Annotated in this window: 21 protein-coding genes; 11 read left to right on the top strand and 10 right to left on the bottom strand. The window is 63.9% G+C overall.

The genetic code is table 11. From position 1 onward, the window contains the following. The first annotated feature begins 159 nt into the window (after positions 1 to 159). Genes H2O75_RS09055 through H2O75_RS09075 form a run of 5 tightly spaced genes read left to right on the top strand, consistent with a single transcriptional unit; the run spans position 160 to position 5762 of the window. The gene (locus H2O75_RS09055; RefSeq protein WP_182171129.1) at positions 160 to 1614 is read left to right on the top strand and encodes a sn-glycerol-1-phosphate dehydrogenase; all 1455 of its coding nucleotides are present in this window, start codon (positions 160 to 162) and stop codon (positions 1612 to 1614) included. Further along, positions 1611 to 3323, top strand: coding sequence for a dihydroxyacetone kinase family protein (locus H2O75_RS09060; RefSeq protein WP_182171132.1), 1713 nt, complete (start codon positions 1611 to 1613; stop codon positions 3321 to 3323). Before H2O75_RS09055 ends, H2O75_RS09060 begins: the two co-directional genes overlap by 4 nt. After that, positions 3320 to 4075 carry a triose-phosphate isomerase family protein gene (locus H2O75_RS09065; protein WP_182171135.1) on the top strand — a complete coding sequence of 252 codons (756 nt, stop codon included), beginning with the start codon at positions 3320 to 3322 and terminating at the stop codon, positions 4073 to 4075. Before H2O75_RS09060 ends, H2O75_RS09065 begins: the two co-directional genes overlap by 4 nt. Before the next feature lie 53 nt (positions 4076 to 4128). After that, positions 4129 to 4995 (top strand): class II fructose-bisphosphate aldolase, encoded by an 867-nt coding sequence (locus H2O75_RS09070; protein ID WP_182171138.1) that lies wholly within the window; start codon positions 4129 to 4131, stop codon positions 4993 to 4995. Continuing rightward, the gene (locus H2O75_RS09075; protein ID WP_182171141.1) at positions 4992 to 5762 is read left to right on the top strand and encodes an HAD-IA family hydrolase; all 771 of its coding nucleotides are present in this window, start codon (positions 4992 to 4994) and stop codon (positions 5760 to 5762) included. The genes H2O75_RS09070 and H2O75_RS09075 overlap by 4 nt, the downstream gene beginning before the upstream one ends. A gap of 17 nt (positions 5763 to 5779) precedes the next feature. On the opposite strand, the gene H2O75_RS09080 is transcribed toward H2O75_RS09075, so the two are convergent. Beyond that, positions 5780 to 6550 (bottom strand): GntR family transcriptional regulator, encoded by a 771-nt coding sequence (locus H2O75_RS09080; RefSeq protein WP_182171144.1) that lies wholly within the window; start codon positions 6548 to 6550, stop codon positions 5780 to 5782. Between the two features lie 190 nt (positions 6551 to 6740). On the opposite strand from H2O75_RS09080, the gene H2O75_RS09085 reads away from it, so the two are divergent. The 5 genes from H2O75_RS09085 (at position 6741) to H2O75_RS09105 (ending at position 13008) form a co-directional block, all read left to right on the top strand. Next, entirely contained in the window at positions 6741 to 8921 is a 2181-nt protein-coding gene (locus H2O75_RS09085; RefSeq protein ID WP_182171147.1) for an alpha-ketoacid dehydrogenase subunit alpha/beta, read from the top strand. A 20-nt stretch (positions 8922 to 8941) separates the two neighbouring features. Next, positions 8942 to 10255, top strand: a complete 1314-nt coding sequence (locus H2O75_RS09090) for a dihydrolipoamide acetyltransferase family protein (RefSeq protein ID WP_220462723.1) — start codon at positions 8942 to 8944, stop codon at positions 10253 to 10255. A 143-nt stretch (positions 10256 to 10398) separates the two neighbouring features. After that, positions 10399 to 11604, top strand: a complete 1206-nt coding sequence (locus H2O75_RS09095) for an FGGY family carbohydrate kinase (RefSeq protein ID WP_182171150.1) — start codon at positions 10399 to 10401, stop codon at positions 11602 to 11604. Continuing rightward, positions 11492 to 11953, top strand: coding sequence for a xylulokinase (locus tag H2O75_RS09100; protein WP_259365340.1), 462 nt, complete (start codon positions 11492 to 11494; stop codon positions 11951 to 11953). The genes H2O75_RS09095 and H2O75_RS09100 overlap by 113 nt, the downstream gene beginning before the upstream one ends. Then, positions 11950 to 13008, top strand: a complete 1059-nt coding sequence (locus tag H2O75_RS09105) for a zinc-dependent alcohol dehydrogenase (RefSeq protein WP_182171153.1) — start codon at positions 11950 to 11952, stop codon at positions 13006 to 13008. The genes H2O75_RS09100 and H2O75_RS09105 overlap by 4 nt, the downstream gene beginning before the upstream one ends. Before the next feature lie 34 nt (positions 13009 to 13042). Here the strand turns inward: H2O75_RS09105 and H2O75_RS09110 are convergent, their stop codons facing one another. The 7 genes from H2O75_RS09110 to H2O75_RS09140 form a co-directional block, all read right to left on the bottom strand. Then, positions 13043 to 13822 carry a DeoR/GlpR family DNA-binding transcription regulator gene (locus H2O75_RS09110; RefSeq protein WP_182171156.1) on the bottom strand — a complete coding sequence of 260 codons (780 nt, stop codon included), beginning with the start codon at positions 13820 to 13822 and terminating at the stop codon, positions 13043 to 13045. Positions 13823 to 13918: 96 nt separating this feature from the next. Beyond that, positions 13919 to 14953 carry a zinc-dependent alcohol dehydrogenase gene (locus H2O75_RS09115; RefSeq protein WP_259365240.1) on the bottom strand — a complete coding sequence of 345 codons (1035 nt, stop codon included), beginning with the start codon at positions 14951 to 14953 and terminating at the stop codon, positions 13919 to 13921. 78 nt (positions 14954 to 15031) lie between these two features. After that, entirely contained in the window at positions 15032 to 15682 is a 651-nt protein-coding gene (locus tag H2O75_RS09120; RefSeq protein WP_182171159.1) for a class II aldolase/adducin family protein, read from the bottom strand. Then, on the bottom strand, positions 15682 to 16716 hold the full coding sequence (locus H2O75_RS09125) for a 2-hydroxyacid dehydrogenase (protein WP_182171162.1): 1035 nt from the start codon (positions 16714 to 16716) through the stop codon (positions 15682 to 15684). Before H2O75_RS09125 ends, H2O75_RS09120 begins: the two co-directional genes overlap by 1 nt. Before the next feature lie 14 nt (positions 16717 to 16730). Next, complete coding sequence (locus H2O75_RS09130; RefSeq protein WP_182171165.1) at positions 16731 to 18239, bottom strand: FGGY-family carbohydrate kinase; 1509 nt, start codon at positions 18237 to 18239, stop codon at positions 16731 to 16733. 90 nt (positions 18240 to 18329) lie between these two features. After that, positions 18330 to 19373: a zinc-binding dehydrogenase gene (locus H2O75_RS09135; RefSeq protein ID WP_182171168.1), complete on the bottom strand. Its 1044-nt coding sequence runs from the start codon at positions 19371 to 19373 to the stop codon at positions 18330 to 18332. Positions 19374 to 19458: 85 nt separating this feature from the next. Beyond that, a complete protein-coding gene (locus H2O75_RS09140) occupies positions 19459 to 20937 on the bottom strand; it encodes an FGGY-family carbohydrate kinase (protein WP_182171171.1) in 1479 nt (492 codons plus the stop codon). 346 nt (positions 20938 to 21283) lie between these two features. On the opposite strand from H2O75_RS09140, the gene H2O75_RS09145 reads away from it, so the two are divergent. Further along, positions 21284 to 22522 carry a multidrug effflux MFS transporter gene (locus tag H2O75_RS09145; RefSeq protein WP_220462724.1) on the top strand — a complete coding sequence of 413 codons (1239 nt, stop codon included), beginning with the start codon at positions 21284 to 21286 and terminating at the stop codon, positions 22520 to 22522. A 59-nt stretch (positions 22523 to 22581) separates the two neighbouring features. On the opposite strand, the gene H2O75_RS09150 is transcribed toward H2O75_RS09145, so the two are convergent. Together H2O75_RS09150 and H2O75_RS09155 are read right to left on the bottom strand one after the other, a co-directional pair. After that, complete coding sequence (locus H2O75_RS09150) at positions 22582 to 23643, bottom strand: NAD(P)H-dependent glycerol-3-phosphate dehydrogenase (RefSeq protein WP_182171174.1); 1062 nt, start codon at positions 23641 to 23643, stop codon at positions 22582 to 22584. 5 nt (positions 23644 to 23648) lie between these two features. Next, positions 23649 to 25160 carry a xylulokinase gene (locus tag H2O75_RS09155; RefSeq protein ID WP_182171177.1) on the bottom strand — a complete coding sequence of 504 codons (1512 nt, stop codon included), beginning with the start codon at positions 25158 to 25160 and terminating at the stop codon, positions 23649 to 23651. Between the last annotated feature and the right edge of the window lie 8 nt (positions 25161 to 25168).

The raw sequence follows: 25168 nt of genomic DNA on the forward strand, positions 1-25168 counted from the left end.
TTTCAGCCCTCAAGCATTTCTGTATATTGGGCTGACGTGCCGATGATCGGCACCCGCACATCATTGCACATTCCTGAACGGACTTGTATAGTCCTGTTAGATCTCGATCACATTTCTTTCGCCGAGGCGCTCGGCAGGTGGTTGAGCATCGCGCGGAGAATGACCTCCCGCGAGAAGGGGAATACGCCGATGGCAACCGATATCGCTTCCGAGATTGAACGCGGCACTGACTACCTCGAGCGCATACTCGAGCGCACGCCGACAACTCGGGTCGCCACGTTCGGCCATGGCGTCATGAGCGACCTGGGAAGCCTCATCGTCGCCAACCACGGGGCTGCCACGGTCGTCTGCGTAGCGGACGAGACAACATGGTCGGTCGCGGGCACGCCTGTCCTGGCCTCACTCATGGACTCAGCGCTGACCGTCGCGCCTGCCATCATCCTGCCCGCTCGCCCACGGCCCTATGCCGACATCGATCTCGTTCACCGCGTCCGGGACGCGCTCGCCGCACATCCAGGAGCCCTCCCCATCGCTCTCGGTTCCGGCACGCTCAACGACGCGGTCAAGCTCGCGTCGGCAGAGCTGGAAACGCCCTATTGGGTGGTTGGAACCGCGCCGTCGATGGACGGATATACGGCCGCGGGAGCATCGATCTCTCGCGATGGCTTCAAGCAGAACATTCCCTGCCCCGCCCCCTACGGCGTTGTCATGGACCTCGACGTGCTCCAGACGGCGCCGCAACCGATGTGGGCATCAGGATTCGGCGACATGATCGGAAAGATCTCGGCGCTGGCGGACTGGCGGGTTGCCGATGCGATGGGTGTCGAGACGATCGATCCATGGGTGTGGGACCTTGCGAAGCAGTCAGCTGTCGACGCTCTGTCGAACCCCTCGGGCGTGGGCTCTCGCGATCCCGAGGCACTGCCATCCTTGACGGTCGGTCTGCTCATGTCGGGACTCTCCATCCAGGCCTACAATTCATCTCGCCCGGGCTCCGGCGCTGAGCACATGTTCAGCCACCTGTGGGAGATGGAGCATGTCGGCTTGCAACTCGATCCGCCGCTCTCGCACGGAGCGAAGGTCGGCATCGGCTCGTATCTCGCGGCCGCCTTCTACGATGTTCTCCTCGACCAGGACCTGACGCAGCTCGACGTGAGGACGCGCTGCCAGTCCTGGCCCCCGCTCGAGTCCGAACTCTCTCTCGTCACTGCCCTGCACGGGGATTCACCGCTCGCGAGCGTTGCCGCATCGCAGCTCCCCCTCAAGTACCCGCACCCGGCCGAGCTCGAGAGGCGGCTTCACGCGGCACGCGATGTGTGGCCCAGTCTCCGAGTGGAGCTGCGCGGACTCATGAAGCCCGCCCCTGACATTCGAGACCACCTCATCCGGGCGAAAGCCCACCACCACCCCCACCAGATCGGACTCTCGCTCGAGCAGACCCAGGCCGATTTCCTTCGGTTGCGGTCGACTCGAGACCGATACACCAGCGTTGATCTGGCAGCCGAGACCGGTTGCCTGCCTGCGATCATCGCCGACCTTTTCACCCCATCGAGCATCCTTCGAGATGACGTGCCAACCATCCCCACACTCAGCGAAGAGAATGGACCATCATGACACGACTAATGAATAACCCCGACAACTTCCCCGTCGAATCGGCGGAGGGCTTCCTCCTCGCCAACAAGCGTCACGTCCGCGGACTTTACGGCGGCGCTGTTCGCGCCACGAAGACTCCCGACGGCAAGGTCGCCCTCGTCATCGGCGGCGGCACCGGTCACTATCCCGCTTTCGCGGGATGGGTCGGCCATGGCATGGCAGACGGCGTCGTCATGGGCAACATTTTCTCCTCCCCTTCGGCCGCCCAGGCTGTCTCTGTTGCCAAGGCTGCAGAGCGGGGCGGCGGCGTCCTCATCGCGTTCGGGAACTATGCGGGCGATGTTCTCCACTTCGGGGATGCGGCAGCGCAGCTGAGCGCCCAGGGGATCCCTGCTCGTGCTGTCGTCACAACTGATGACATCGCCTCGGCCGGCCCCGATGAGACGGAGAAGCGTCGCGGGATCGCAGGCTGGGTTCCGATTTTCAAGGCGACGGGAGCGGCTGCGGAACGCGGCATGGACCTCGACGAGGTTGAGCGCGTCTTCCACAAGGCGAACTCGCGGACGAGAACTCTCGGTGTCGCCTTCTCAGGATGTACTCTCCCGGGCGACTCTGAGCCTCTCTTCACCGTTCCCGAGGGCAAGATGGCAATCGGCCTCGGCGTGCACGGCGAACCTGGTATCGCGGAAGTCCCGTTCGGCACTGCGGATGAAGTAGCTCGTGTTCTCGTCGAGAAGCTTCTCGAGGAGCGCCCGGAAGGATCCGATCACCGGGTCATTGCCCTGCTCAACGGTCTCGGCACTGCGAAGTATGAGGAAATGTTCGTCACGTATCGTGCCGTCTATAAGCTCCTCGAGGCTGCCGGTCTGGAGATCGTCGATGGCGAAGTCGGCGAGTTCGCCACCTCCCTCGACATGTCCGGCATCTCACTCACCCTCTGCTGGGTCGACGACGAGCTCATCGACCTCTGGAACGACCCGGTGGATACGCCGACGATTAGGCGCGGCACGGTTGATGCGGGGGCACTGCGCGACGATATCGAGTCCCTCTCTCACGAGCCCACCCGCATCACTGTCACGGAGAAGGGCTCTGAAGAATCTCGCGCTCTCGCTTCGAACATCGCGGCCTCACTCGACACGATCGCAGCGATGCTGCGAGACAAGGCCGCTGAGCTTGGAAAGCTCGATTCCTATGCGGGGGACGGCGACCACGGGGTCGGTATGCAGCGCGGATCGGAGAACGCGGCGGACGCGGCCCGCAAGCTCGTGGCTGACGGAGCCGGAGCGGGCACCACTCTCGCCGGCGCCGGTGAAGCCTGGTCGGCGACCGCGGGAGGCACGTCCGGTGCGCTCTGGGGAGTCATTCTCAACGCGGCCGGCCACAGCATGGGCGACTCCTCGGTGCCGTCCCGCCAGGACGTCGTCGAGATCGTCCAGAATGTTGCGGACACTCTCCAGCAGGTGGGCGCGGCCGCCGAGGGCGACAAGACCATGCTCGATGCTCTCCTGCCCTTCGTTCGAGCGCTCTCGAGCGAATCCGAAACATCCACCCTTGCCGCGGCGTGGCGGAGCGCTTCGACCGTTGCCGCGCACGCCGCTGAGAAGACAGCCGAGCTGAGCCCGAAGATCGGCCGGGCACGTCCACTGGCAGAAAAGTCTGTCGGGCACGCCGATCCCGGCGCAGTCTCCCTCGCCTACATTCTGGCGGCGATCGGCGAGGACCTGTCGTGACCCTCCCCTCGAGGCTTGCCGGGTTCAGCTCCAAGGCCTACCAGTCGGTCGAGGACGCGAAGCGCTGGGCACAGACCGTGAGCGATCGCTTGGCGGAAGGGCGCGGTGCGGGCCATTACGTCTGCGTCCCCCACCCCATCCTCCCCCTCATGGCGGAGTGGCTCGAGGGCACGGGAATGGACGTGGGCGTACAGGATCTGTCACGCTTCGGACCCGGGCCGCATACCGGTGATGTGACCGCCGAAATACTGGCGGAGTTAGGTTGCCGCTACGTCATGCTCGGGCATCCCGAGCGGCGCAGAGACTACGGGGAGACATGGCAGATCGTGGCCGAGAAGTCGGCTCGAGCCGCACAGAACGGCATCGTGCCGATCATCATCGCGGGTGAGCCGCACCGGGATGATGACGTGCGCGCCGTCTGCGCTGAGCAGCTCGATCACGTTCTCTCGGCTATCGACCCCGACGCTGATCTTGTCATCGCCTATGAGCCCGCCTGGGCCATTGGGGTGGCCGACGCCGCTCCCGCCGCACACATCATCGACTCTGTCGCCGCGATCCGCGACCTACTAGGATCCCGCTCCGGTGATACTCGGATCGTGTACGGCGGCAGTGCGAAGTCGGGAACATTCACCGATATCGTCGCCGCGGGAGCCGCGCGTCCCGCGGGGATACCCGACGGCGTCTTTCTCGGCCGTGCCGGACTGGACCCGCACGCATTCCTCGCAAGCGTGGACGAGGTGGCATCCGACTAGATCAAGCTCAGCCACACTCTCGTCACGAAAACGTCCTTCAAAAGGAGAACATCATGCCTTACGTCAATACTCTCGACCTTGTCAGGGAGGCCGAGAAGCATGGCTATGCCGTGCCCGCTATCAACATTGTCGATCCCCTGACTATCGCAGCGATCGTCGCACAAGCCGATGAGATCGGATCCCCCGTGATCCTCCAGACATCCGTGAAGACGGTGAAGAGTGCTGGCGCGGAGATCCTCTATACGGCTGCCCGCGAGGCCGCGGACCGTGCACGTGTCGGCGTCGCCCTCCATCTCGACCACTGCCCCGACCGCAGCGTCATCACGCTCTGCATCGAGAAGGGGTGGAGCTCAGTCCTTTTCGACGCCTCCGACCGGGATCTCGAGACGGCGCGCCGGGAGACTGCTGAAGTCGTCGAGGAGGCCCACGCGGCCGGTGTCACGGTTGAATCCGAGATCGAGAACATTCTCGGTGTCGAGGACGGAGTCGGGTCGGATTCAGCCACCCACGCCTACACGGTCGAACAGCTCATCGAGGTCGCGCGGGAGACTGGGACGGACATGCTTGCCCCCGCTCTGGGCACGGCCCACGGCCAGTACACGTCCGATCCCGTCCTTGTCCCCGGGCGGGTGAAGGAGATCAAGGATCAGTTCGACATTCCCGTCGTCCTGCACGGCGGAACCGGGCTCACGGACGAGCAGTTCCATGAGTTCATCGATATGGGCGTCAGCAAGATCAACATTTCCACTGCCCTCAAGCATGCCTACATGAAGTCGGCACTCTCCTATCTCAAGGAGTGCGAGGCTACAGACAAGTGGGAGCCGGTCAAGCTCTTCGCCGAGATCGAGGCCGCCTCGAAGTCTGTCATTCGGGAGTTTGCCGAGATCTTCCGCTCAGCGGGTCAGGCAGGGTCACGATGAAGGCCCTGATCTTCGACTGCGATGGCGTTCTCGCCGATACGGAACTCGACGGTCATCTCGTCGCCTTCAACGAGACATTCGAACACTTCGGGCTGCCATTCCGGTGGAGCGTCGAGGAGTACGGTGAGCTCTTGGCTGTCGGCGGCGGCAAGGAACGGTTTATCGCCTACATCGGCGATCATCCCGAATATCGCGACGCAATCCCCGAATCGCTCGAGGACTTCGTCGTCAAGGTCCACGCCGAGAAGACGAGGCGCTACATCGATCGCGTCGACAAGGGCCTGCTTCCCGGCCGCCCCGGTATTGCACGCCTCATCACCGAGGCGCTCGATCAGGGATGGCAGGTTGCGGTGGCTTCCACCTCGGCGCTCAACAGTGTCGAGGCTGTTCTCGCGGCAGCGGTGGGGCCAAAGACACGCGAGCGCCTGGCGGGAGTGTGGGCGGGCGACATGGCCCGCGCGAAGAAGCCGGCTCCCGACATCTACCTGTTGGCGATGGAGGGGGTGGGTGTCGACGCCGAGAACGTTGTTGTCGTTGAGGACTCCAATACGGGCGCACGCGCCGCGGCCGCCGCGAACGTACGCTACCTCGTCACCTTGTCAACGTTCACGACAAACGAAGAGTTTCCCCGCGCGACGAGCGTGGTCACCAACCTTGGGGAGCCCGGCGCACCAGCGGCGGTCCGGGAGGGGGCGGATGTTCGGCGCGACGGCATGATCACCGTGGAGTCGCTCGACGAGATCCTCTCCCTTCCGTTACCCAACTAGAGCGGGATCCGCCCGTTCTACAGGTTGTACGAGTAGGACAGGCGGATCCTATCGCCTCGCAAGAGTATCCTCGTGTACTCGAACGGCACACCGGCGGGTGTGCTCACCTGCTGCCGCAGCAGGAGCAGCGGCTCTCCCGGGTTGATGCTGAGCTTCTCGCCCTCCCAGCGGGATGCTCTCGTGGATTCGAGGGTCTCTTCGACTCGCCCCATGACCAGACCGTATTCGCGGTCCAGGATGACGCAGAGCTGTTCACTGACAGCATCCTCGTCCAGGAGCGTCGGTGCGAGGGCACGGGGAACGTGCGAGATGTGGAGGGATACCGGTTCGTCTTCGACGCGGCGAAGACGCGTCACGCTCACGACCTCGTCACCCTCGGCGATCGTGAGATGGGAGGCGATGTGCTTGTCCGCCTTCTCGATCACAGCGTCGATCACTTCGGTGGACGTGCGATAACCGGCATCCTCCAGCTGCTGTCTCATCCCGGTATAGGCCGGGGACTTGGTCGAGATCTTTCCAGGAGCCACGTATGTCCCTTTGCCCTGCACCCGGAACAGCAGGCCCTCGTTCACAAGCGAGGTCAGCACCTGCCGGACCGTCATGCGGCTCAGGCCGTACTCTCGGTTCAGCTCATGCTCGGAGGGTATCTTCGTGTTGGGAGGCCACTCTCCTGCCTCGATACGAGTTCGGAGTATGTCGCCCAGCTGCTGATAGAGGGGAACAGCAGATGTTCGATCGAGCGACTTTTCCCCGGGATTCACCGCCGCGGGATCAATGATCGATGACATCGAAGAATTCCTCCTTGACCAACGTTGTATAGCCTCGTGTACACTTGTAAACAATTGTATAGTCTGCGCTAAGCACAAGACAGTGACGATCAACGCAACGTGGCGAAACGCGGCAACCACCACACGTGGCCCGTGGTCCAGCTTAGCGAATGCACGACTAACCCGGAATGTTCGACGAAGGAAGTCAATAATGCCGAAGTCCACCAAGCTCCAGACCATGGCTCCGTGGGTCGAGATCGAGAGCACCGACGACGATTGGAACGCGTTGTCCGAGAAGGACCTCGTGACGATGCTCAGCCAAATCCATCTCATCCGCGCCTTCGAGGAGTCCGTCCTTGATATGGCGGGACAGAAGCTCATCAACGGTCCCGCGCACTCGAGCATCGGCCAGGAGGGCGGCGCCGTCGCCTCGATCCTTCCGCTGCGCGTCGACGACCAGATCAACGGATCCCACCGCGGACATCACCAGTTCCTCGCCAAGGCCTTCAATGCTGTTGCGGCTGATGGGATGGACGTGCGGGAGGCTCTCGGTGACGACATCGATGACGTTCTCTACCGCACGCTCGCCGAGATCGCAGGATTGAAGGATGGATACTGCAAGGGCCGCGGCGGATCCATGCACCTGCAGTGGAAGGAGATCGGGGCGATGGGCACGAATGCCATCGTCGGCGGCGCTGTCCCCTTCGCCACCGGATTCGCATTCAACGCGAAGGCGCTCGGAACGGACGCCGTGTCCGTGTCCTATTTCGGTGACGGCGCCACCAACATCGGCTCCACGCTCGAGGCGATGAACCTCGCGGCGGCATGGGACCTGCCCACCTGCTTCTTCATCGAGAACAACCGCTACGCCGTATCGACCACTGCGGAGGAAGCGACCGGCGAGAGCCGACTGTCGGGTCGCGGCCCAGGCTTCGGCATCGCCTCCTGGAGGGTCGACGGCATGGACCCCGTGGCGGTCCGCATCGCCATGGAGCAGGCATTGGAGTACATGCGGGCGGGCAAGGGTCCGACCGTGATCGAGGCGCTCACCTACCGTTACTTCCACCAGAACGGCCCGATTCCCGGTTCCGCCTTCGGCTACCGCTCGAAGGATGAGGAGCAGGAATGGCTCGAGCGCGATCCGATCGCGAAGGTCGAGGCGCACCTCGTCCGCCGCGGACTCATGACAGAGGACGAGGTCAAGGCATTCCGGCGCGCCGCGAAGTCCGCCATGGCGCCGATCGTCGACCGCATCATCGAGGACGATCCCGACGGGAAGCCGGGCTCGAAACGGATTCGTCCCGACCTGTGGCCCGATCCCGCCTTCCTCGACGTTGGACTGCGCGGCGAGACAGACTCGGTGCCCGAGAGCGACTGCGTCGAGATCGACGACATCCCCGAAACGGATCTGGTCGAGACGAAGTTCCTTGATGCGGTGGCGTCGACCATGCACAGGAGAATGTCCGAAGACGACCGCATCTATGTCATGGGTGAGGACGTCCACAAGCTGAACGGCGGTTCTCGCGGTGCCACGAAGGGCCTTCCCGAGGCCTTCCCGGGACGCGTTCTCGGCACACCCATTTCCGAGGCGGCCTTTACCGGCTTGGGTGGTGGCATGGCGCTCGACGGCAGGCTCTACCCCGTCGTCGAACTCATGTACGCCGACTTCATCTGGGTAGCCGCCGACCAGATCTTCAACCAGATCGGCAAAGCGCGACACATGTTCGGAGGCCAGCATCCCATGTCGATGCTCCTCCGCATCAAGATCGGCACCCGCACCGGCTACGGTTCCCAGCACTCCATGGATCCTGCCGGTATTCTCGCCACGAATCCGGGATGGCGAATCATCGCCCCATCCACGCCATACGACTACATCGGCCTGCTCAATGCCGCCATGAAGCTCGGCGATCCCGTGGCAGTCCTCGAGCATGATGCGGATCTGTACCGAAGTGTCGGATTGGCACCGAAGGATCGCGACTTCACACTGCCCGTCGGCAAGGCGGCACTGCGCACCGAGGGCGACGACGTGACCGTCATCAGCTACCTGTCGATGGTCGCACAGTCGATCGAGGCGGCAGAGAAGACCGGCGTGAGCGCCGATGTCATCGATCTTCGCTGGCTCGACAAGGCGAGCATCGACTGGGACACGATCGAGACCTCCGTCAAGAAGACCAACCGGATTCTCATCGTCGAGCAGGCCAACCAGGGCACATCGTACGGCGGTTGGCTCGCTGACGAGATCCAGCGCAGATTCTTCGACTGGCTCGACGCTCCCGTCATGCGGGTCCACGGCTCAGAGTCGTCCCCCAGCATCTCCAAAGTCCTTGAGGCTGCAGCACTGGCCGACGTCAACGACGTAGCGGACGCTCTCGTCGCGCTGCGCGACATGTGAGCTAGGGAAGGAACTTTTCAATGGCTAAGTATTTCACCATGCCCGGACTCTCGGCGGATGCCGAGGAGGCACTGCTCGAAGAATGGCTGATCACCGAGGGCGAGGAGCTCTCCGCCGGCCACCCCATTGCGACCGTTGAGACCGACAAGGCCGTTGTCGACATCGACATCAACGATGATGGCATCGTCCACAAGATCCTCGTCGAACCGGGCGTCTCTGTTCCCGTCGGGGATCCCATCCTCGTCCTGCGTGGCGCAGATGAGGCACCGGAAGAGGCTGAGAAGCTCGTCCTGCTCGCCGGCGGATCCAACGCCGAAGCCTCCGCACCGGCCGTCCCGGACGTCGAGCACGAGGCGGCACCCCCGGCAGAGCTCCACGCACCGGCGAAGTCGGCACCCGAGCCGGGTGCCCCCGATTCGGTCGTCCACGCGGCTCCTGCCCGCGAAGGCCGCCTGTTCGTGACTCCGATCGTGCGGCGCCTGGCCAGGGAAGCTGGCCTGGACTTGTCGTCCGTGACGGGGACGGGCGCGAATGGTCGGATTATTCGGCGAGACTTCGAGAAGGCGCTCGCGGAGCGGACCTCCCCAACAGCACCGGCGACTGCGGCAGAACCGCCGGTCGTCGATAGTCCGGCAATCGACCTGGCCGCCTACCCGGGGGCCGAACTTGTCGAGCATTCGAAGATCAGGAGGATCGTGGCGCGCAGGCTGCAGCAGTCGAAGCGGGAAGCGCCCCATTTCTACCTGCGCCGCTCCGTGCAGGTTGACGACTTGCTGGCGTTGCGCACGAAGCTGAACAGCAGCTCGACGGTTCGCATTTCGGTCAATGATCTTGTTGTCAAAGCAGCCGCGAAGGCTCTTGCCGAGTTCCCCGAGGTCAACTCGGTCTGGGATGACGCAGGGTCCTATCGTCTCGCGACGGTCGATGTTGCTGTCGCCGTCGCATCCGACCGGGCCCTGGTCACTCCGGTCGTCCGCAGGGCTGACAATCTCGCACTCTCAGCCCTGTCGACCACGATCAAGGACCTCGCGTCGCGCGCCAGCGAGAATCGGCTCAAGCAGGACGAGCTCGTCGGCGGCGCACTGACGGTCTCGAACCTGGGAATGTTTGGGATCGAGAGCTTCGATGCCATCATCAACCCGCCGCAGTCGGCAATACTCGCTGTCGGCGCCGCACTGAAGAAGCCCATCGTCGTCGATGACCGTATCGAGATCGGGACAGTGATGGAGCTGTCGATCTCTGTTGATCACCGCAGCGTCGACGGCGCCTTGGCCGCGCAGTTCCTTGGCAGGATTGCAGAGCTCCTCGAAGCCCCGTTCGGGCTGCTGATCTAGTCCGGAAGGGCCCACCCGTGCGGGTGGGCCCTTCCTCAAGCGGACCTGCATCCGCCTACCAATCACCCTCACTATATGGGGGACTATTGGCCTAGTCACATCATCATAATGGTCACACCTGTCTGTGTTCAAGGAGGAACAACATGGAATACGTTATGGGCATCGATGCCGGAACGTCCGTTGTCAAGGCAACTATTTTCAGTCTGGAAGGCCGCGAAGTGGCGCGAGCGGCACGCACCGTGCCGATCCACAACCCCGAGTCGTACATGGCGGAGGAGAATCTCCACGATGTGTGGATGGCCGCCGTTGACGCGATCAGCGATTCTCTCACCGGCAGTGCTATCACGCCCGATAGGATTCGCGCCGTTGCCGTCACCGGCCAGGGCGATGGTTCTTGGCTGGTCGACACCGCCGGCAACCCGGTCGGTCCCGCGATCCTCTGGACGGATGGGAGGGCGGGAGACATCGTCGATCGCTGGGGAGAGGACGGCACGCTCTCGAAGACGTTCAAGAAGACAGGTGGAGGACCGTATGCGGGAACCACCGCCGCTATCCTCAGGTGGCGGATCGAGAATCAGCCCGAACTGGTCGAACGGGACGATATCCGCAATGTGTATTGCAAGGACTGGGTGAGCTACAAACTGTCCGGGGAACTCAACTCGGACCCCTCGGACTATTCGCTCATGGGGATCGACACTGTCAACCGGACGTTCGACGATGAGCTGCTCGACGACTTCGGGATCACCGCCGTCAAGAAATGGCTTCCCGAGCTGAAGAAGAACACTGACCAGGTCGGCACGGTGACAACACAGGCCTCACACCAGACCGGACTTCGGCCCGGAACTCCCGTCTTCAAGGGCGGGGTTGATATTTCGTGCTCGTCGCTCGGGTGTGGCGTTGCGGCCCCGGGGACTGCGATGGCGGTTATCGGCACGGCCGGCATCGTCACCGTCGCGACCGATCGTCCCGAGGAGGCTTTCACCCCCACCGACGTCGGTTGGCTCATCCCGCACACGGAGACGACCTGGATCAGGTCGCTCGGCATGAGCTCGGCCACCCCGAACCTCGAATGGTTCCTGCGGGAGTTCGGAGACAGGTTCCGGGAGGAGGCCCATTCGATCGAGGGACGCAACCTCTTCGACTATCTCGATCAGGAGTTGGGGGAAGATGCCGGTGGGGTCCGGCGGCATCCTCTACCACGGCTACAACGCACCGGGCGGGGAACGCGCTCCCTTCATCAAGCCGAGCGCCCGCGCCTCCTTCAACGGTCTCACCGGAAGCCACACGAGGTGGCACATGCTGAAATCCGTGTACGAGGGTGTCGCCCTCGGCATTCGGGACTGCCTTGATCCGATCCCCGTCACCGTCGAGTCGATCAACATGGCTGGCGGTGGGGTCAACTCCCCCGTCTGGAGCCAGATCTTCGCTGATGTTCTCGGCCGTCAAGTAGTCGTTCCCGCCGGGACCGAGTTCGGCGCGAAGGGAGCGGCGATCTGCGCGGCGACCGGCGTGGGACTGTACGACTCGCTCGAGGAGGGGGTCAAAGCAACTGTCGAGCCCCTCCGCATCTACGAACCGGATGCTGCGAAGACGGAACTGTATGACGAGCTGTACGACATCTATCTCAAGCAGCGCATCGCGACCCAAGACGTCTGGGATGACCTGCAGGCATTCACCCGAAAGGCAAGCAAGGCGTGAAAGCTATCGTCAAGACTGGTGATGGGCAGGTCGGGCTCCGCGAGGTCCCCGATCTGCCCCCGCCGGGCCCTGGCACGATCACCGTGAATGTTGCCGCCACAGGAATCTGCGGGACAGATCGGGGTGAGATCGCCGGCACCGACGGCCTGATACCGAGGATTCTGGGTCATGAGGTCGCTGGTGTCGTGGCCGCGATCGGCGGCCCCGTCCCGGGCGTACCGATCGCGGTGTCCGTGGGGGACCGCGTGGTCCTCGAGACGGACGCCTACCTGTGCAGGTCGTGCCACTGGTGCCGGACGGAGCAGTTCAACCGGTGCCCGTCACGGACTGGGATCGGCCGCACGGCTGATGGCGGTCTGGCCGAGCAGATCACGATCCGTGCCGATGCTGTTCACCGCTTGCCCGAAACGGTATCTCTGCTCGAAGGCGCACTGCTGGAGCCTCTCGCGGTCGCGGTTCACGCGGTCCTCGAGGGTCCTTTCGCGGTTGGCCCCGGCAGGACAGTGGTGGTGACCGGCCCGGGAACGATGGGGCAGCTCGTCGCCCAGGTTGCCGGGGCTGTCGGGGCTCGTGTTCTCGTCATCGGTCTCGACCGGCACGAGAAGCGGCTTCACACGGCCCGGCGAAACGGTGCGTTCGCTGCCGTGAGCGCCGAGACGACGGATGTGCCGGCCTTGATCAATGGCGTGACGGGCGGCATGGGTGCGGACGTCGTGTTCGAGTGCAGCGGCGCCATCTCTCAGGCCGCTGCCGGACTCGACTATCTCGGAAAGGGCGGCAAGCTCGGCCTTGTCGCCTTCTATAAGGAGCCGCTGACGATCGATGCGATGACGGTGGTGCACAACGAGCTGGAGGTTGTGGGATGCCGGGGCAAGCGCGCCTCGAGCTTCCGCACGGCACTGTCTCTCCTCGACGGCGGCCGTCTCTCCCTCTCGTCCTTGATCGGATCTGTCCGACCGTTGGAGGAATGGGACGAGGCAATCGACGAGGTCGGTCAGGGAATCAAGGTGGTCATGACTCCTGGCGGAGCTCCGCTCGACAATCCAGAACGGTGACGGGTGCGGCTCCCGCGGGGAGCCGCACCCGGCGCTACGGGAGCGGGCGTGCGACCTTGACGGTTGCCCCACGCTGGCGCAGTGCGGAGATTGTCTGATCGTCCGTGCCAGCATCGAGGACGACAGTGTCGAAGTCGGCCGTGTCGGCGACGCGGTGGAGGGCAGTGCGTCCGAACTTGGAATGCGTGACAGCAAGATGTTTGTGGGATGCCGCGGCAAGCATGAGCGACTTGTATTCTGCGACAGCCTCGTATGGATGGTAGACGACGCCGTCACTGATCGCGGCCGCTGACACGAACGCATGATCGGCGCGCACACGCTTGAGCATCTCGATGCCGGAGGGGCCGTAGTTCGCGTCCAGGTGACGATCATAGTGGCCACCGAGGGTGATGAGCTCCCAGTCGGGGACGGCACCCGCGAGCGCGATGATCGACCAGTTGTTGGTGATGACGGTGAGGCCACCGACATGCGTATAGGCCTTGAGGACGGAGTAGACGGTCGAGGAGTCGTCGCACAGGATCGATGTTCCCCGGCTGATGTAGGGCTCGAACTCGGCTGCCAGAGTCGCTTTCACGTCTTCTTCTTGAGTGAGCCGATACTTCATGGACGTCTCGCTGAGGGAGGTTGCGACCGCTGTCACCTCTCCCCTCGAGCGGACGATGACGCGATCTTCTTCGAGTTCCGAGAGGTCCCGATAGATCGTCATGGGCGATGCATCGACAAGCTTGAGAATGTCCTCGACTCGGACCGTTCCCTCGTTCAGAACGTACTCGGCAAGCATCTGTTGCCGTTCGTTCTTACTCAGTTGAGCCACGTGCTTCCTCCCTCTCTTTACATCTCAGGGTAACTGTTGTCATGTAGCGATAGCGAAACGACGGTGCCGGGAGCTTTTGCTCCCGGCACGCCATCTTTATGGTCGGAGAATGTACTTCGATCCCCGGCCTGCCGCCATGTCCTCCAGGGAGTCGACAAGCGCTTCGAGGGGACGCACCTCCGTGCAGAGCGACATCCCATCGAACTTGCCGGTCGACAGGAGCTCGACTGCAGTCTTCACGTAACGCGGCTGGTGATGGTAGACGCCCTTGAGTGTGTACTCCTTGTAGTGCATGTCTGAGGAGTTGACAGAGAACGGTGCGTTCTTCGGGGTGCCGCCGAAGAGCACTGCCGTCCCACCGGGGCGCAGACAGAGCACGGTCTGTTCCCAGACCTGCGGCAGCCCCACGGCTTCGATCGCAACGTCTGCGCCGCGTCCTCCCGGGGTGTGGGCCGTGATCGCCTTGGCACACTCCTCTGGACCGTCACAGCCGGATAGGTCGACAACACTCGCCCCTGCCGCTTCGGCCTGGGCAAGCCTGCCCGGGGAGCGATCCGCCGCGATCACGCTGGCCCCGCGCAGCTGCGCAAGTTTGATGAACATTTGGCCGATCGGGCCGGCCCCGTTGACCACGACGGTGTCTCCGAGCTGGATGCCCGACTCCGCCATGCCGTGAACGACGGTCGAGAGCGGTTCAAGCGGTGCCGCGGCCTCGAACGGCAGCGAGTCCGGAATCGTGTACGTGTTGCGCTCGACGATGGCTTTCGGGATGACGATCTGCTCGGCGAAGGCTCCGTTGAGATACTCGAGGTTTTCGCAGAGAGATTCCCGCCCGATCGAACAGGCCCAGCACGAGCCGCAGGGCGCGGTATTCGCGGCGACGACGCGGTCGCCCACGGCGAAGCTCGTGACGCCCTCCCCGACAGCGGTCACTACCCCCGCAAACTCATGCCCGAAACGTGCGGGCAGCGTGGGGAACAGGGTGGGATGTCCGCGACGGTAGGACTTGAGGTCGGTGCCGCAGGTGGCGGCGGCTTTGACCTCGACGGCGACTTCACCGGGGCCGGGGATGCCGACCTCGACGTCTTCCAACCGCAGGTCTCCTGGACCGTAGAACATATATGCGCGCATGGTGAATCCTCCTTTCGGGAATGCGCGACGGCGGGGGTCCGCGCAGATCACGCCTCCCCCGCCGTCGTGTATGAAGTCCTACTGATCGAGCGAAGGCTGCTTGCCGTAGTTGGCCATGCCTGCCACAGCACTTTCGATCTGCTCGTCGCTCAGGAGTGCGATCGGCTCCCGCGTCGCCATCACCTTGAGCTGGATCTCGCAGACGTACTCGAGGATGGGCAGGAGGTTGACGGCCTTCGAGAGGCTCGGGCCGATGGTGATCGCACCGTGGTTCTTCATGAGTGCACCGCTGCGACCGTCGAGTGCCCGAGCCACGTTCTCTGCCAGAGCATCGGTTCCGAACTCGGCGTAGGGCGCTACGCGGATGATCCCGCCGAACATGGCCGAATAGTAGTGGGAGGGCGGGATCTCGTCGACGATCAGGCCAAGCGCAGTCGACGATACTGCGTGGTTGTGGGTGACAGCCGCCGCGTCCGTGTTCTCGTAGACGGCGATGTGGAGAGGCAACTCTGAGGAGGGCTTCAGGCGCCCCTCGACGTGGTTGCCTGCCATGTCATAGACGACGACATCCTCTGCCGTCATCGTCTCGTAATCGACGCCGGATGGGGAGATGACGACGTGGTCGCCGATGCGGATCGACACGTTGCCGGCCGTCCCCACCACCAGATTCTCTTTCACCATGAAGAGGCAGGTATCGACAACTTCTTGGCGTTCTTTTTCGTACAGCATTATCGTCCTAACGTATCGGTCACTTCGGGGTTAGCAAGGAATGTCGGCAGCTCGCCGCGAGCAAAGGCCGCGATGTCGGCGGAGCCTATGCGCGCCGCGACCCGGGAAGCCTCCTGGGAGGCTCCTGCCAAGTGCGGGGTGAAGGTGATGTTGGGTGTGCGCAGCAGACGGTGGTCCGCGGGGAGCGGCTCCTCCGGCAGGCAGTCGAACGCCGCTCCGCGCAGGTGCCCGCTGTCAATCGCATCGCAGACCGCGTCGTAGTCGACGAGGGAACCGCGAGCGCAGTTGACGAAGATCGCACCCTTCTTCATTGCCGAGAGCGTCTCGGCGTTGATCATGTGCTTGTTGTCGTCGGTGACGCGGGCGTGGATAGTGACGAAGTCGGATTGCGCCAGGAGGTCGTCGAGGCTGACGAACTCCACATCCCCGTCGACTCCCATCTCCTTGAACGGGTCGAAGACGAGGACGCGAGCACCGAAGGCTGCCATGATTCCCGCGACGCGAGACCCGATCGCGCCATAGCCGATCACACCGACTGTCGACGAACCGATTTCTTGACCGGCATTGTCGAACAGGTAGTAGTCCGATCCCCACTCGCCGTCCACCACTTCACGGTGGCGGTGGGCGATCTGCCTGGCCGCCGCGAGAAGCATCGCGACGGAATGCTCTGCGGTTGCGCGAGCATTGCGTCCCGGCGCGTAGGACACCATGACGCCGTGCTTTGTCGCCGCCTCGATGTTGACGTTGACGGGGCCGCCTCGGCAGATGGTGATGAGCTTGAGGTCAGGGCTGGCCGCGATCACCTTTTCCGTGAACGGGAACGTGTGCGAGATGACTGCCTCGCACCCGCGCAGGGCCTCGATGAGCTCGTCTTCGTCACCGAGGGCTTCAATGACCTCGCCGACGTCCCCGAAGGGCGGGGTGGGCCAGGTGGATGCGATGCGGGAGATGTCGACGTCCGGGAGCTCGTTCGTCAGCGCCTCGGTGAGAACGCTATCGGTGAGGAAACCGTCCGATGCAATGAGTACTTTCATGTCTCTCTATTTCCTTAGTTCGTGAGCTTGCGGACGGACCTCATGGCGGGCCACACGGGACGCAGAGCGGCTCGTGTCTCGAGGAAGAGGTCGTACGCTGCGCGGTACACGTCGCGGTTGGCAGGGTTGGGCTCGAAGGTCTCTGTCGTTGCCCCCAACGCGTCTGCCGCGTCCTGGACGGTGACGAAGCGTCCTGCCGAGACGAGTGCGAGGACGGCTGCGCCGCGTGCTCCCGCCTCCGGTGCATCCTGGCGGACGACCGTCAGCCCCGTCGCATCGGCAAGGATCTCGCAGAGCAGGTCGGAGCGGAATCCGCCGCCCGAGACGAGGAGGTCGTCTTCGACTTCGAGGGTCTGGATGCACTCGACGAGCGAGAACGCGACACCCTCGTAGACGGATCGCAGGATGTCCTCCCGTTCGGTGGTGAGTGACATTCCCTGCCAGGAGGCGGATGCGTTCGGGTCGAGGAAGGGTGCCCGCTCTCCGCCCGGGGAGGCGTAGGGCAGGTAGACGACGCCGTGTGAGCCGGGGCCGGCCTTTCGTGCAACCGTCTCGATCTCGCTCCAGTCGGCACTGTCGAGGCTCAGCATCCGCTTGATCCAGTCAAGATTCGGCGTGCCTGTCATCGGGGCCATGAACTCGAGGACCTGGGTGTCGTTGCCGGTGGCGAGAACCATCGACAGGTCCGATTTCCGGTCGGCCACGGCGGGGAGAAGGGTGCCCACAAAGCCTGTCGTTCCGAGGATCAGCCAGGTCGCACCGTTTTCGACGGCACCGAGGCCGGCTCCCGTGATCGCGACATCGATCATGCCGATGCCGACGGGGGTGCCTGCGGGGATGCCGGTGAGCTCGGCTGCTTCCGCGGAGAGCGGCACGGCCGCGCCGGCCGGGTGGCGAACCTCTGGGAGGAGGTTGAGTGCTTCCGTGTGTCCGAGGGCCTCTGCCAGTTCGACCGAGTACCCGGATACGTCATTGACGTTGAGGAACGTGCGGGACGCCTCCGTGTAGTCGGTTGCTTTCACTCCGGTCAGCTTGAAGCGGAGCCAGTCCTTGCAGTAGAGCTGGGTGGCGGCGCTGGCCATCGCCTCCGGCTCCGCCTCCTGCAGCTCTTCGAGGAGGACGGGGAAGAGACCCGAGAAGAGGGACGTTCCGGTGGTCTGGAGGACCTTGTCGCCCTTGCCTGCAGCATTCCATGCGGCGACACGGTCTCCCGCTCGCCCGTCCATCCAGTTCGCGGCGGGGCGGACGGGATCGCCGTGCTCGTCGACGAGCCACAGACCATCGCCCTGGCCGGTGAGTCCGATGCCGACGATCTCGTGGCCGTCCAGCTGACCCGCGACTGACTTGAGGCAGGAGGCGACAGCTTCCCAGATCAGCGTCATGTCCTGCTCGGCTTCACCGCTGCTCCCGTAGTTGACCGGGACTGATTCGTGGTGGGTCGCGTAGATCTCGCCATCGAGGGTGAACGCGACTGCCTTCACGGCCGTCGTGCCGCCATCGACGCCGATGATTACTTCCTTCATGCTGACTCCTCTTTGAGTGGTAAGGCTTGGGTGTGTGGCCGTGCGGCCAGGTGCATCAGGAGCCAAGCCGCTCCCCCGAGCACCCTGGATCTAGGCGCCGGGAACGATCGCGACCTTGATGCCTTCCCCGGACTGTGCGAACTCGATGCCTGCGACAACGCCATCGAGCGCGAATGTGTGGGTATGGAGGGACGCGACATCGATGAGTCCTGCGCCGATGAGCTGGAGCGCCTTCTCGTGGCTGGCCCTGCCAGCATTGGACGCCCCTGTGACGACGAGCTCTCCATAGTGGATGAGATTCGGGTCGAACTCCGCGAGGGAGCCCTTCGAGAAGCCTGCGAAGGCGTTGACCCGGCCGCCCTTGCGCGCGGCGGCCAAAGCCTGGTTGACGAGTTCGCCTCGGCCGATGCAGATGATGACGACGTCCGCGCCGCGCCCCTCGGTCAGCTCCCTGACGGCCTCGGCCGGTTCGACCTCGAGCGGGTTGATCGTGTGCGTCGCACCCATGGATTCAGCGACAGCGCGGCGTTCCGGGGAGGGGTCGGAGACGATGATCTGATGTGCGCCGAGCAGACGGTTGACCTGCGCATGGAGGAGGCCGATCGGCCCGGCCCCCTGGATGAGGACGGTATCGCCCACCTCCGTCCGGTAGTTGTCTGCACCGTTGAGCACGCAGCCGAGCGGTTCAGCAAGCGCTACCTCTGCCGGGGTGAGGTGCGGCGCGGCCCGGAAGATTCCGCCGCGCGTCATCGCCTCAGCGGGGATCCGCACATATTCGGCGAGTCCGCCGTTGATCCGGTACCCGAAGATCTGCGAGTTCGTGCACAGGTGTTCGCTGCCGCGCACGCAGTAGAAGCATTCCAGGCAGGGCACTGTCGGCAGGACTCCGACGAGATCGCCATTGTTGAAGCCCTCGACCCCGTCGCCGATGTCGTCGACATAGCCGGCGATCTCATGCCCGAGGACGACCCCGATATCGATGCCGGCCGACTTCTCGCCGCGAAGGATCCGACCGTCCGTGCCGCACACCGTGTTGGCGCCGACCTTGAGGACGAGCTCTCCAGGGCCTGCGACCGGCTTCTCGATGTCTCTCAGCTCGAGCTTGCCCGGGCCTGCAAATACTGCCGCTTTCATTCTTTCTCCTCAACGTTGTGGCCGCGGCCGTGCCGCGGCACAGGAGTGCGGGAGAACAGATCATGCTCTCCCGCACCTGGTTCTGCTAGCGTGCCTGGATCTCTGCCAGCTTGTGGTTAATGGCGGCCGTTGCCGGGTAGAGGTCGAGGTACAGCTTGTACATGTCGCTGTAGATCTCGAGATTGTCCGGGTTGGGTTCGATTTCCCGCTCTGCCGAGTTCCATGTCGTGTCGATGTCGACAAGGCCGGCTGTCATGGCGGCCATGAGTGCGTCCCCGTACGAGGCGCCGATGCTGACCTTCGGGATGTACTGCTTGATGCCGATGATGTCGGACATGATCTGGGGCCACAGACCGCCCGTCGTTCCGCCGCCCACGGCCCAGTATTCGCTTGCCTCCCCGCCTGATTCCTTGATGGAGTCGAGCAGGTGGCGCGAACCGAAACCGGTGGCCTCGAGGGCCGAGCGGTAGATATCGCCGTACGTGTGGGTGAGGTTGAGTCCGGCGAGAACGCCTCGAGCATTCGGATCCGCGATCGGAGAGCGCTCTCCCGAGAAATACGGGAGCATGATGAGGCCTCGCGAGCCCGGGTCGGACTCGGCCGCCAGCTGGGACAGTTCGTCGTAGTCGCGCCCGGACAGGTCCGCCACCCAGGTCGTCAGGGACCCGGTTGTCGACATGCCGCCGGACACGTTCGAGGTGCCCTTGAGCAGCCCGGCGTTCGACCAGAGGGACGGCGCGACAAGCGCTTTATCGGAGATCTGCACGGCGACCATGGTGGAGCCGTACATGAGCATGACCTGCCCGGGCTGGCTGACGCCCACCGAGAGCGCCTCGACGAAGGCGTCGATCGAGCCGACCGAGACCGGGGTGCCGGGACGCAGGCCGGTGATCCGGGCCGCGTTGTCGGTGATGTAGCCGGCGACCTCGTTGGACCACATGAGCCTCGGCATCGGCAGGTCACCGCAGATGTCCTGCACCCACTCATCCACCCAGTCGTTCGTGAACGGCGAGTAGAGGGGTTCGCACATGGAGGCGGAGAGATGGTCGAGGACGTACTCGCCGGTCAGGTGGAACACGCAGTAGGAGTGTGCCATGAGGAAGCGCTGGGTGCGCTCCCATACGTCCGGCTCGTTGTTCTTCACCCACTCGATCTTCGGGCCGACAGACTGGGACGTCATGTGGTTGCCGCAGACCTCGAGAACCCTCTCGGCACCGTAGCGTTCGGTGAGCTCATCGATCTCGTTGGCGGAGCGAGTATCGACGCCGTACAGGATGGCGGGGCGCAAGCCCTGCCCGCGTTCGTCTGCCGCGAGGAAGACGGGGCCGATGCCGGAGATGCAGATGCCGGCGACATCCCCCTTCGCGAGAGTCGTGAGCCTGCGGCAGATTGCCACGACATCAGCCCACCACGTCGCGTCAGGATCATGCTCCGCCCATCCCGGCCGCGGGAAGGAGGTTTCGTGCCGAACAACTTCGCTGTGGATAACGTTGCCCGTGGAGTCGGCAAGAACGCCCTTCGTGGAGCCCGTACCGATGTCGATTCCGATAACAAGATCAGCCATGTCTCAATCTCCTTTGATGTGTGGACACGTGCCGCGGGGCATCCTTGCCCGGCAGCCTGCGTCCGTGACCGCTGTCACGCACGCCCCTTCATCTTCCCCGAGGCCACACACCCTGTCAACGCGGTTTCACACAGAAAACTGCACACTTTCCCACCAAACCTTGGTGCAAAATAACCCTGATTATTGTGACTTGTGATAATTACGAGAGACGACCGACTCCAGAACGTGGCCGAGATCAACCTTCTAGCAGGAGAAACGAGGGAGCTCTGAGCTCCAGATCGGCGTACCATAAAGTCTCCGAGTACGCCTGCGAACCCGCGGCTACCCTGACCCTACGAGGTACTACGTGGCGAAGAACACACCGCCCTCCGACCGCTCTGCGGCCTTTCCAACCATCCTTCTCATCACCCTGGCGATCCTGTCATCGATCACTCCGTTCGCGACAGATCTCTACCTTCCGGCCTTCCTCGATATTCAGGACACGTTCGAGGTCTCAGCCTCCTCTGTCCAGCTGACCCTTACGACATTCCTTCTCGGCGCGGGCATCGGCCAGGTCGTCTTCGGACCATTGTCGGACCGTCTCGGCCGGCGCGGCCCCCTTCTCGTGGGTGTTGCCCTCTTCGCCCTCTCGAGCATCGGGGCAGCGATCGCACCCTCGATCACCATCCTGATCGCGATGAGATTCCTTCAGGGCTTCAGCGGCTCTGCCGGCATGGTCATCGGCCGCGCCATCGTCAACGACATGGCGCGAGGCTTCGAAGCCGCCCGCATCCTCAACCTCTTCATGCTCATCGGCGGCCTCGCGCCGATCGTTGCACCCGTTCTGGGTTCCGCTCTCGCCGAGCCTCTCGGGTGGAACGGCCTGCTGTGGATCGTGGCGGGGATCGGCATGGTCAGTCTCGCCATGGCCCTCGTGTGGGTGCCCGAATCGCATCCCGCAGAGCGGCGCCTCATCGCCCGTGACAACCCCGCGGGAGGGTCTGTCGCCAACCGTCAGTTCATCTCCGCAACCGCCGTCTTCGTGCTGTCCTTCATGGCGCTCATGGCCTACGTGTCCGCGTCCCCGTTCGTCTACCAGACGGTCCTCGGATACTCGATCGGCACCTACGGGCTCCTGTTCGCCGGCAACTCCCTCATCCTCATGGTCTGCTCGGGCCTATCGGCACGCCTCGTCGCATCCCACGGCCCCCGCCCGCTCCTCCGCATCGGCGTCCTTGCCCTCATGCTCGGATCGTTCCTCACGCTTGCCGTCGTCCTCAGCCCCCTCGACAACAGTCTGATCGTCGTGACCCTCATGATCAGCGTGGGTTCCCTCGGCTTCTGCATGGGCAACGCGACTGCGCTGGCCATGGCCGCAGTGCCGCCCGCCAGGACCGGCTTCGGTTCGGCCATGCTCGGCCTGTTCCAGTTCGCGATGGCGGGGGCGGTCTCGCCGCTCGTCGGTCTCGCCGGGGAAGACAGCGCTATCCCCATGGCAATCGTCATGGCATCGGCCGCATTCCTCGCGTTCGGCGCCTTCGCCGCGACGAGGACGCCGACGAGCGATCCCATCGTCGTCCCCGCTCCGCTCGAGAGCGTCCGATAAAGATTCGCAGACAGATGCGGCCCCGAGGATAGCCTCGGGGCCGCATTGCTGTGGAGTACCTATGCCAGGTCGGCGAAGAACGTATCCCACGGGATGTCGAGTGGAGCATCCTCTTCGACGACGGAGTAGAGGAAGCGGCACAGCGGGTATTCGTCTGGACGGATGACGCCGCGTTCCGTGAGCGGACGGAGAGCCTTGCCGATGACCTTGATCGCGGCGACGCCCTCGAGCGTCACGCCCTTCATGTGCTGGTCGCGGACCTCCGAGAAGGGGATGCCCTGGCCGACGAGCGTGCCGGCCTTGACGTTGCGCCCGCCCATGGAGGTGACGAACATGTCGCCGACCCCGCCCAGACCATCTGCTGTTTCAGGGTTCCCGCCCATGAGGGTGACGAAGGAACGGAGCTCCTTCTGTCCCTGCGCGAAGAGGGCGGCACCATAGTTGTACATGACGTACTTGTTATCGGCCTTCCCCTGCTTCCTCAGGAGCCCCTCGGCGAAGCCTGCCGCGAAAGCATAGATGTTCTTCGTCGCGGCACCTGTCTCGTGCCCGATGAAGTCGGCCGATGTCCACACGTGGTAGTAGTCGGTGCGGAACAGGTCCGCCAAATACTCGGCATCATCCCGGTTCTCACCGCAGAAGACGACAGCCGTGTCATGGTGGACGGCGAGTTCGCCGGCAATGGAGGGGCCGACGATCGCATTCCACGAGATCGACTCGGCTAGCTCGGGATCCATGTAGGAGCGGATCACCTCGGGCAGGATATGCATGGTCCCGTCCTCGTCCGCCCTCATGCCCTTCGTGATGCAGAGGAACTTCTGACCCGGCTTGATGAGCCGGGCGAGCTGCTCCCCCGCCCACTCAACGCCGAACGAGTTGACTCCCGACATGACGACGTCCGCCCCGTCGAATGCTTTCTCAGCATCCTCCAGCTGGTAGGCGGTCACGCCGTCGTTCACCTTGAGGCCGAGATCGGGGTGGATGCCGGTGGTCTGGATCGAGTCGATGATCTCCCGATCGAGGAACGTGCCGACGAGGCGAACGTCGTGACCGTTCTCGGACGATGGGAATGAGAGCGCTGTTGCCATGATTCCAGCGCCGAGCATGACGATAGTTGCCATTATGTCTACTTCCGTTTCGTAGCTGTGTTGATGCGGGTGAAGATGTCGGCAAGCGCCGGGTAGATGTCCTGCTGGATGGCGGCCCACTCCCCGTAGACCTCGTACGCCGCCATGTCCGGCTCGGTCTTGTCGACGAAGCTTGACATGTTCTCCGACGCGGTCTGGACGTCCGGGTATGCGCCGATTGCTGCCATCGCCATCATCGCCGCACCCTGCGCGCTCACCTCGTCCACACCCGAGACGACAAGGGGAAGACCAGTCGCGTCAGCGAAGATCCGACGATAGAGCGGGTTGCGCGACCCGCCGCCCGTGCACCGCAGCTCCGTGAGCCGCCGTCCAGACGACTCCTGGACACGCTCGAGATTCCCGCGCAGCTCCATCGCCATTCCCTCGATGATGGAGCGATACAGGTGTGCCCTCGTGTGGGCCGAGCCGAAGCCGACCATGATGCCCTTCGCGAAAGGATCCCAATGCGGGGACTGGACCGCGTTCCAGTAGGGCACCGTCAACAGTCCGGCCGTGCCGGGCTCGAGCTCCGCGGCCGCACGATCGAGTTCCGGATCGAGCCCGCCCTCGAGGGCGGGGTCGCCGAGCTCCTGGCGGAACCAGTTCGCGAGAACGGACCCGGAGTTCTGGACGATCTCGAGCACGAAAGAATCGGGGATGCCGCCGAGGAGTGTCCGGTAGGCGGGCGAGTAGGCGAACTCGAAGGCGTGGACGCCTGCCACGATCGAGGTGCCGATGTTGACGTAGGCGACATCCTCTGCAATGGCGGAGGTGCCGAGCCCGGCTGCCTGACCATCGCCGACACCGGCGACGAGCACGACATCGGGTCCGAGCCCCCAGGACGCGAGGATGTCAGGATTGATCGTGTCGATGATCGATGCGGGAGGGGCGAGTTCCGCCATCTGCTCGCGCGTCACACCCGCGATGTCGAGCAGTTCGTCCGAATAGTCGACGTTCGCGATGTCGAGAAGGTTCAGCGTGTCTGCGGAACCGACTGCGGACACCCACCGACCCACGAGACGGTGGGCGAGATATGCGTGGACGTCGACGAGCTTGTGGGCCGCGGACAGCACCTCCGGCTCATGCTTCTTCAGCCAGGCGATCTTGTAGAGCGCCGGCGTCGTGTCGGCCGGCTTCCCGGACAGTTCGTGGATGTGCTCGGAGCCGTATTCGCGGATCTCTTCGCCTGCCCGGGAGTCCAGCCAGAGGATGGCGGGGCGCAGGGCCGCGCCATCCTCGTCGACGAGTGCGAAAGACTCGCGCTGGTGGGTGATGCAGATTGCCCTGATCCGATCCCGTTCGTCCGCGCCGAGCGCCGCACATGCCTGGGCAACAGCGGACTCGGTCGATGACCACCACTGGGCCGGATCGTGCTCATACATGTCCATCCCCGGCGTCAGCAGATCGATGTCTGCCTTCCCGCTGGAGAGGACCGCTCCCGTGGTGTCGACGACGACCGCTTTCGTGGCGGACGTCGAGGAATCGATGGCGATGACTAGTGGATCGGACATGGCTCACC

Source organism: Flaviflexus equikiangi (genome assembly GCF_014069875.1).
Taxonomy (GTDB): Bacteria; Actinomycetota; Actinomycetes; order Actinomycetales; family Actinomycetaceae; genus Flaviflexus; species Flaviflexus equikiangi.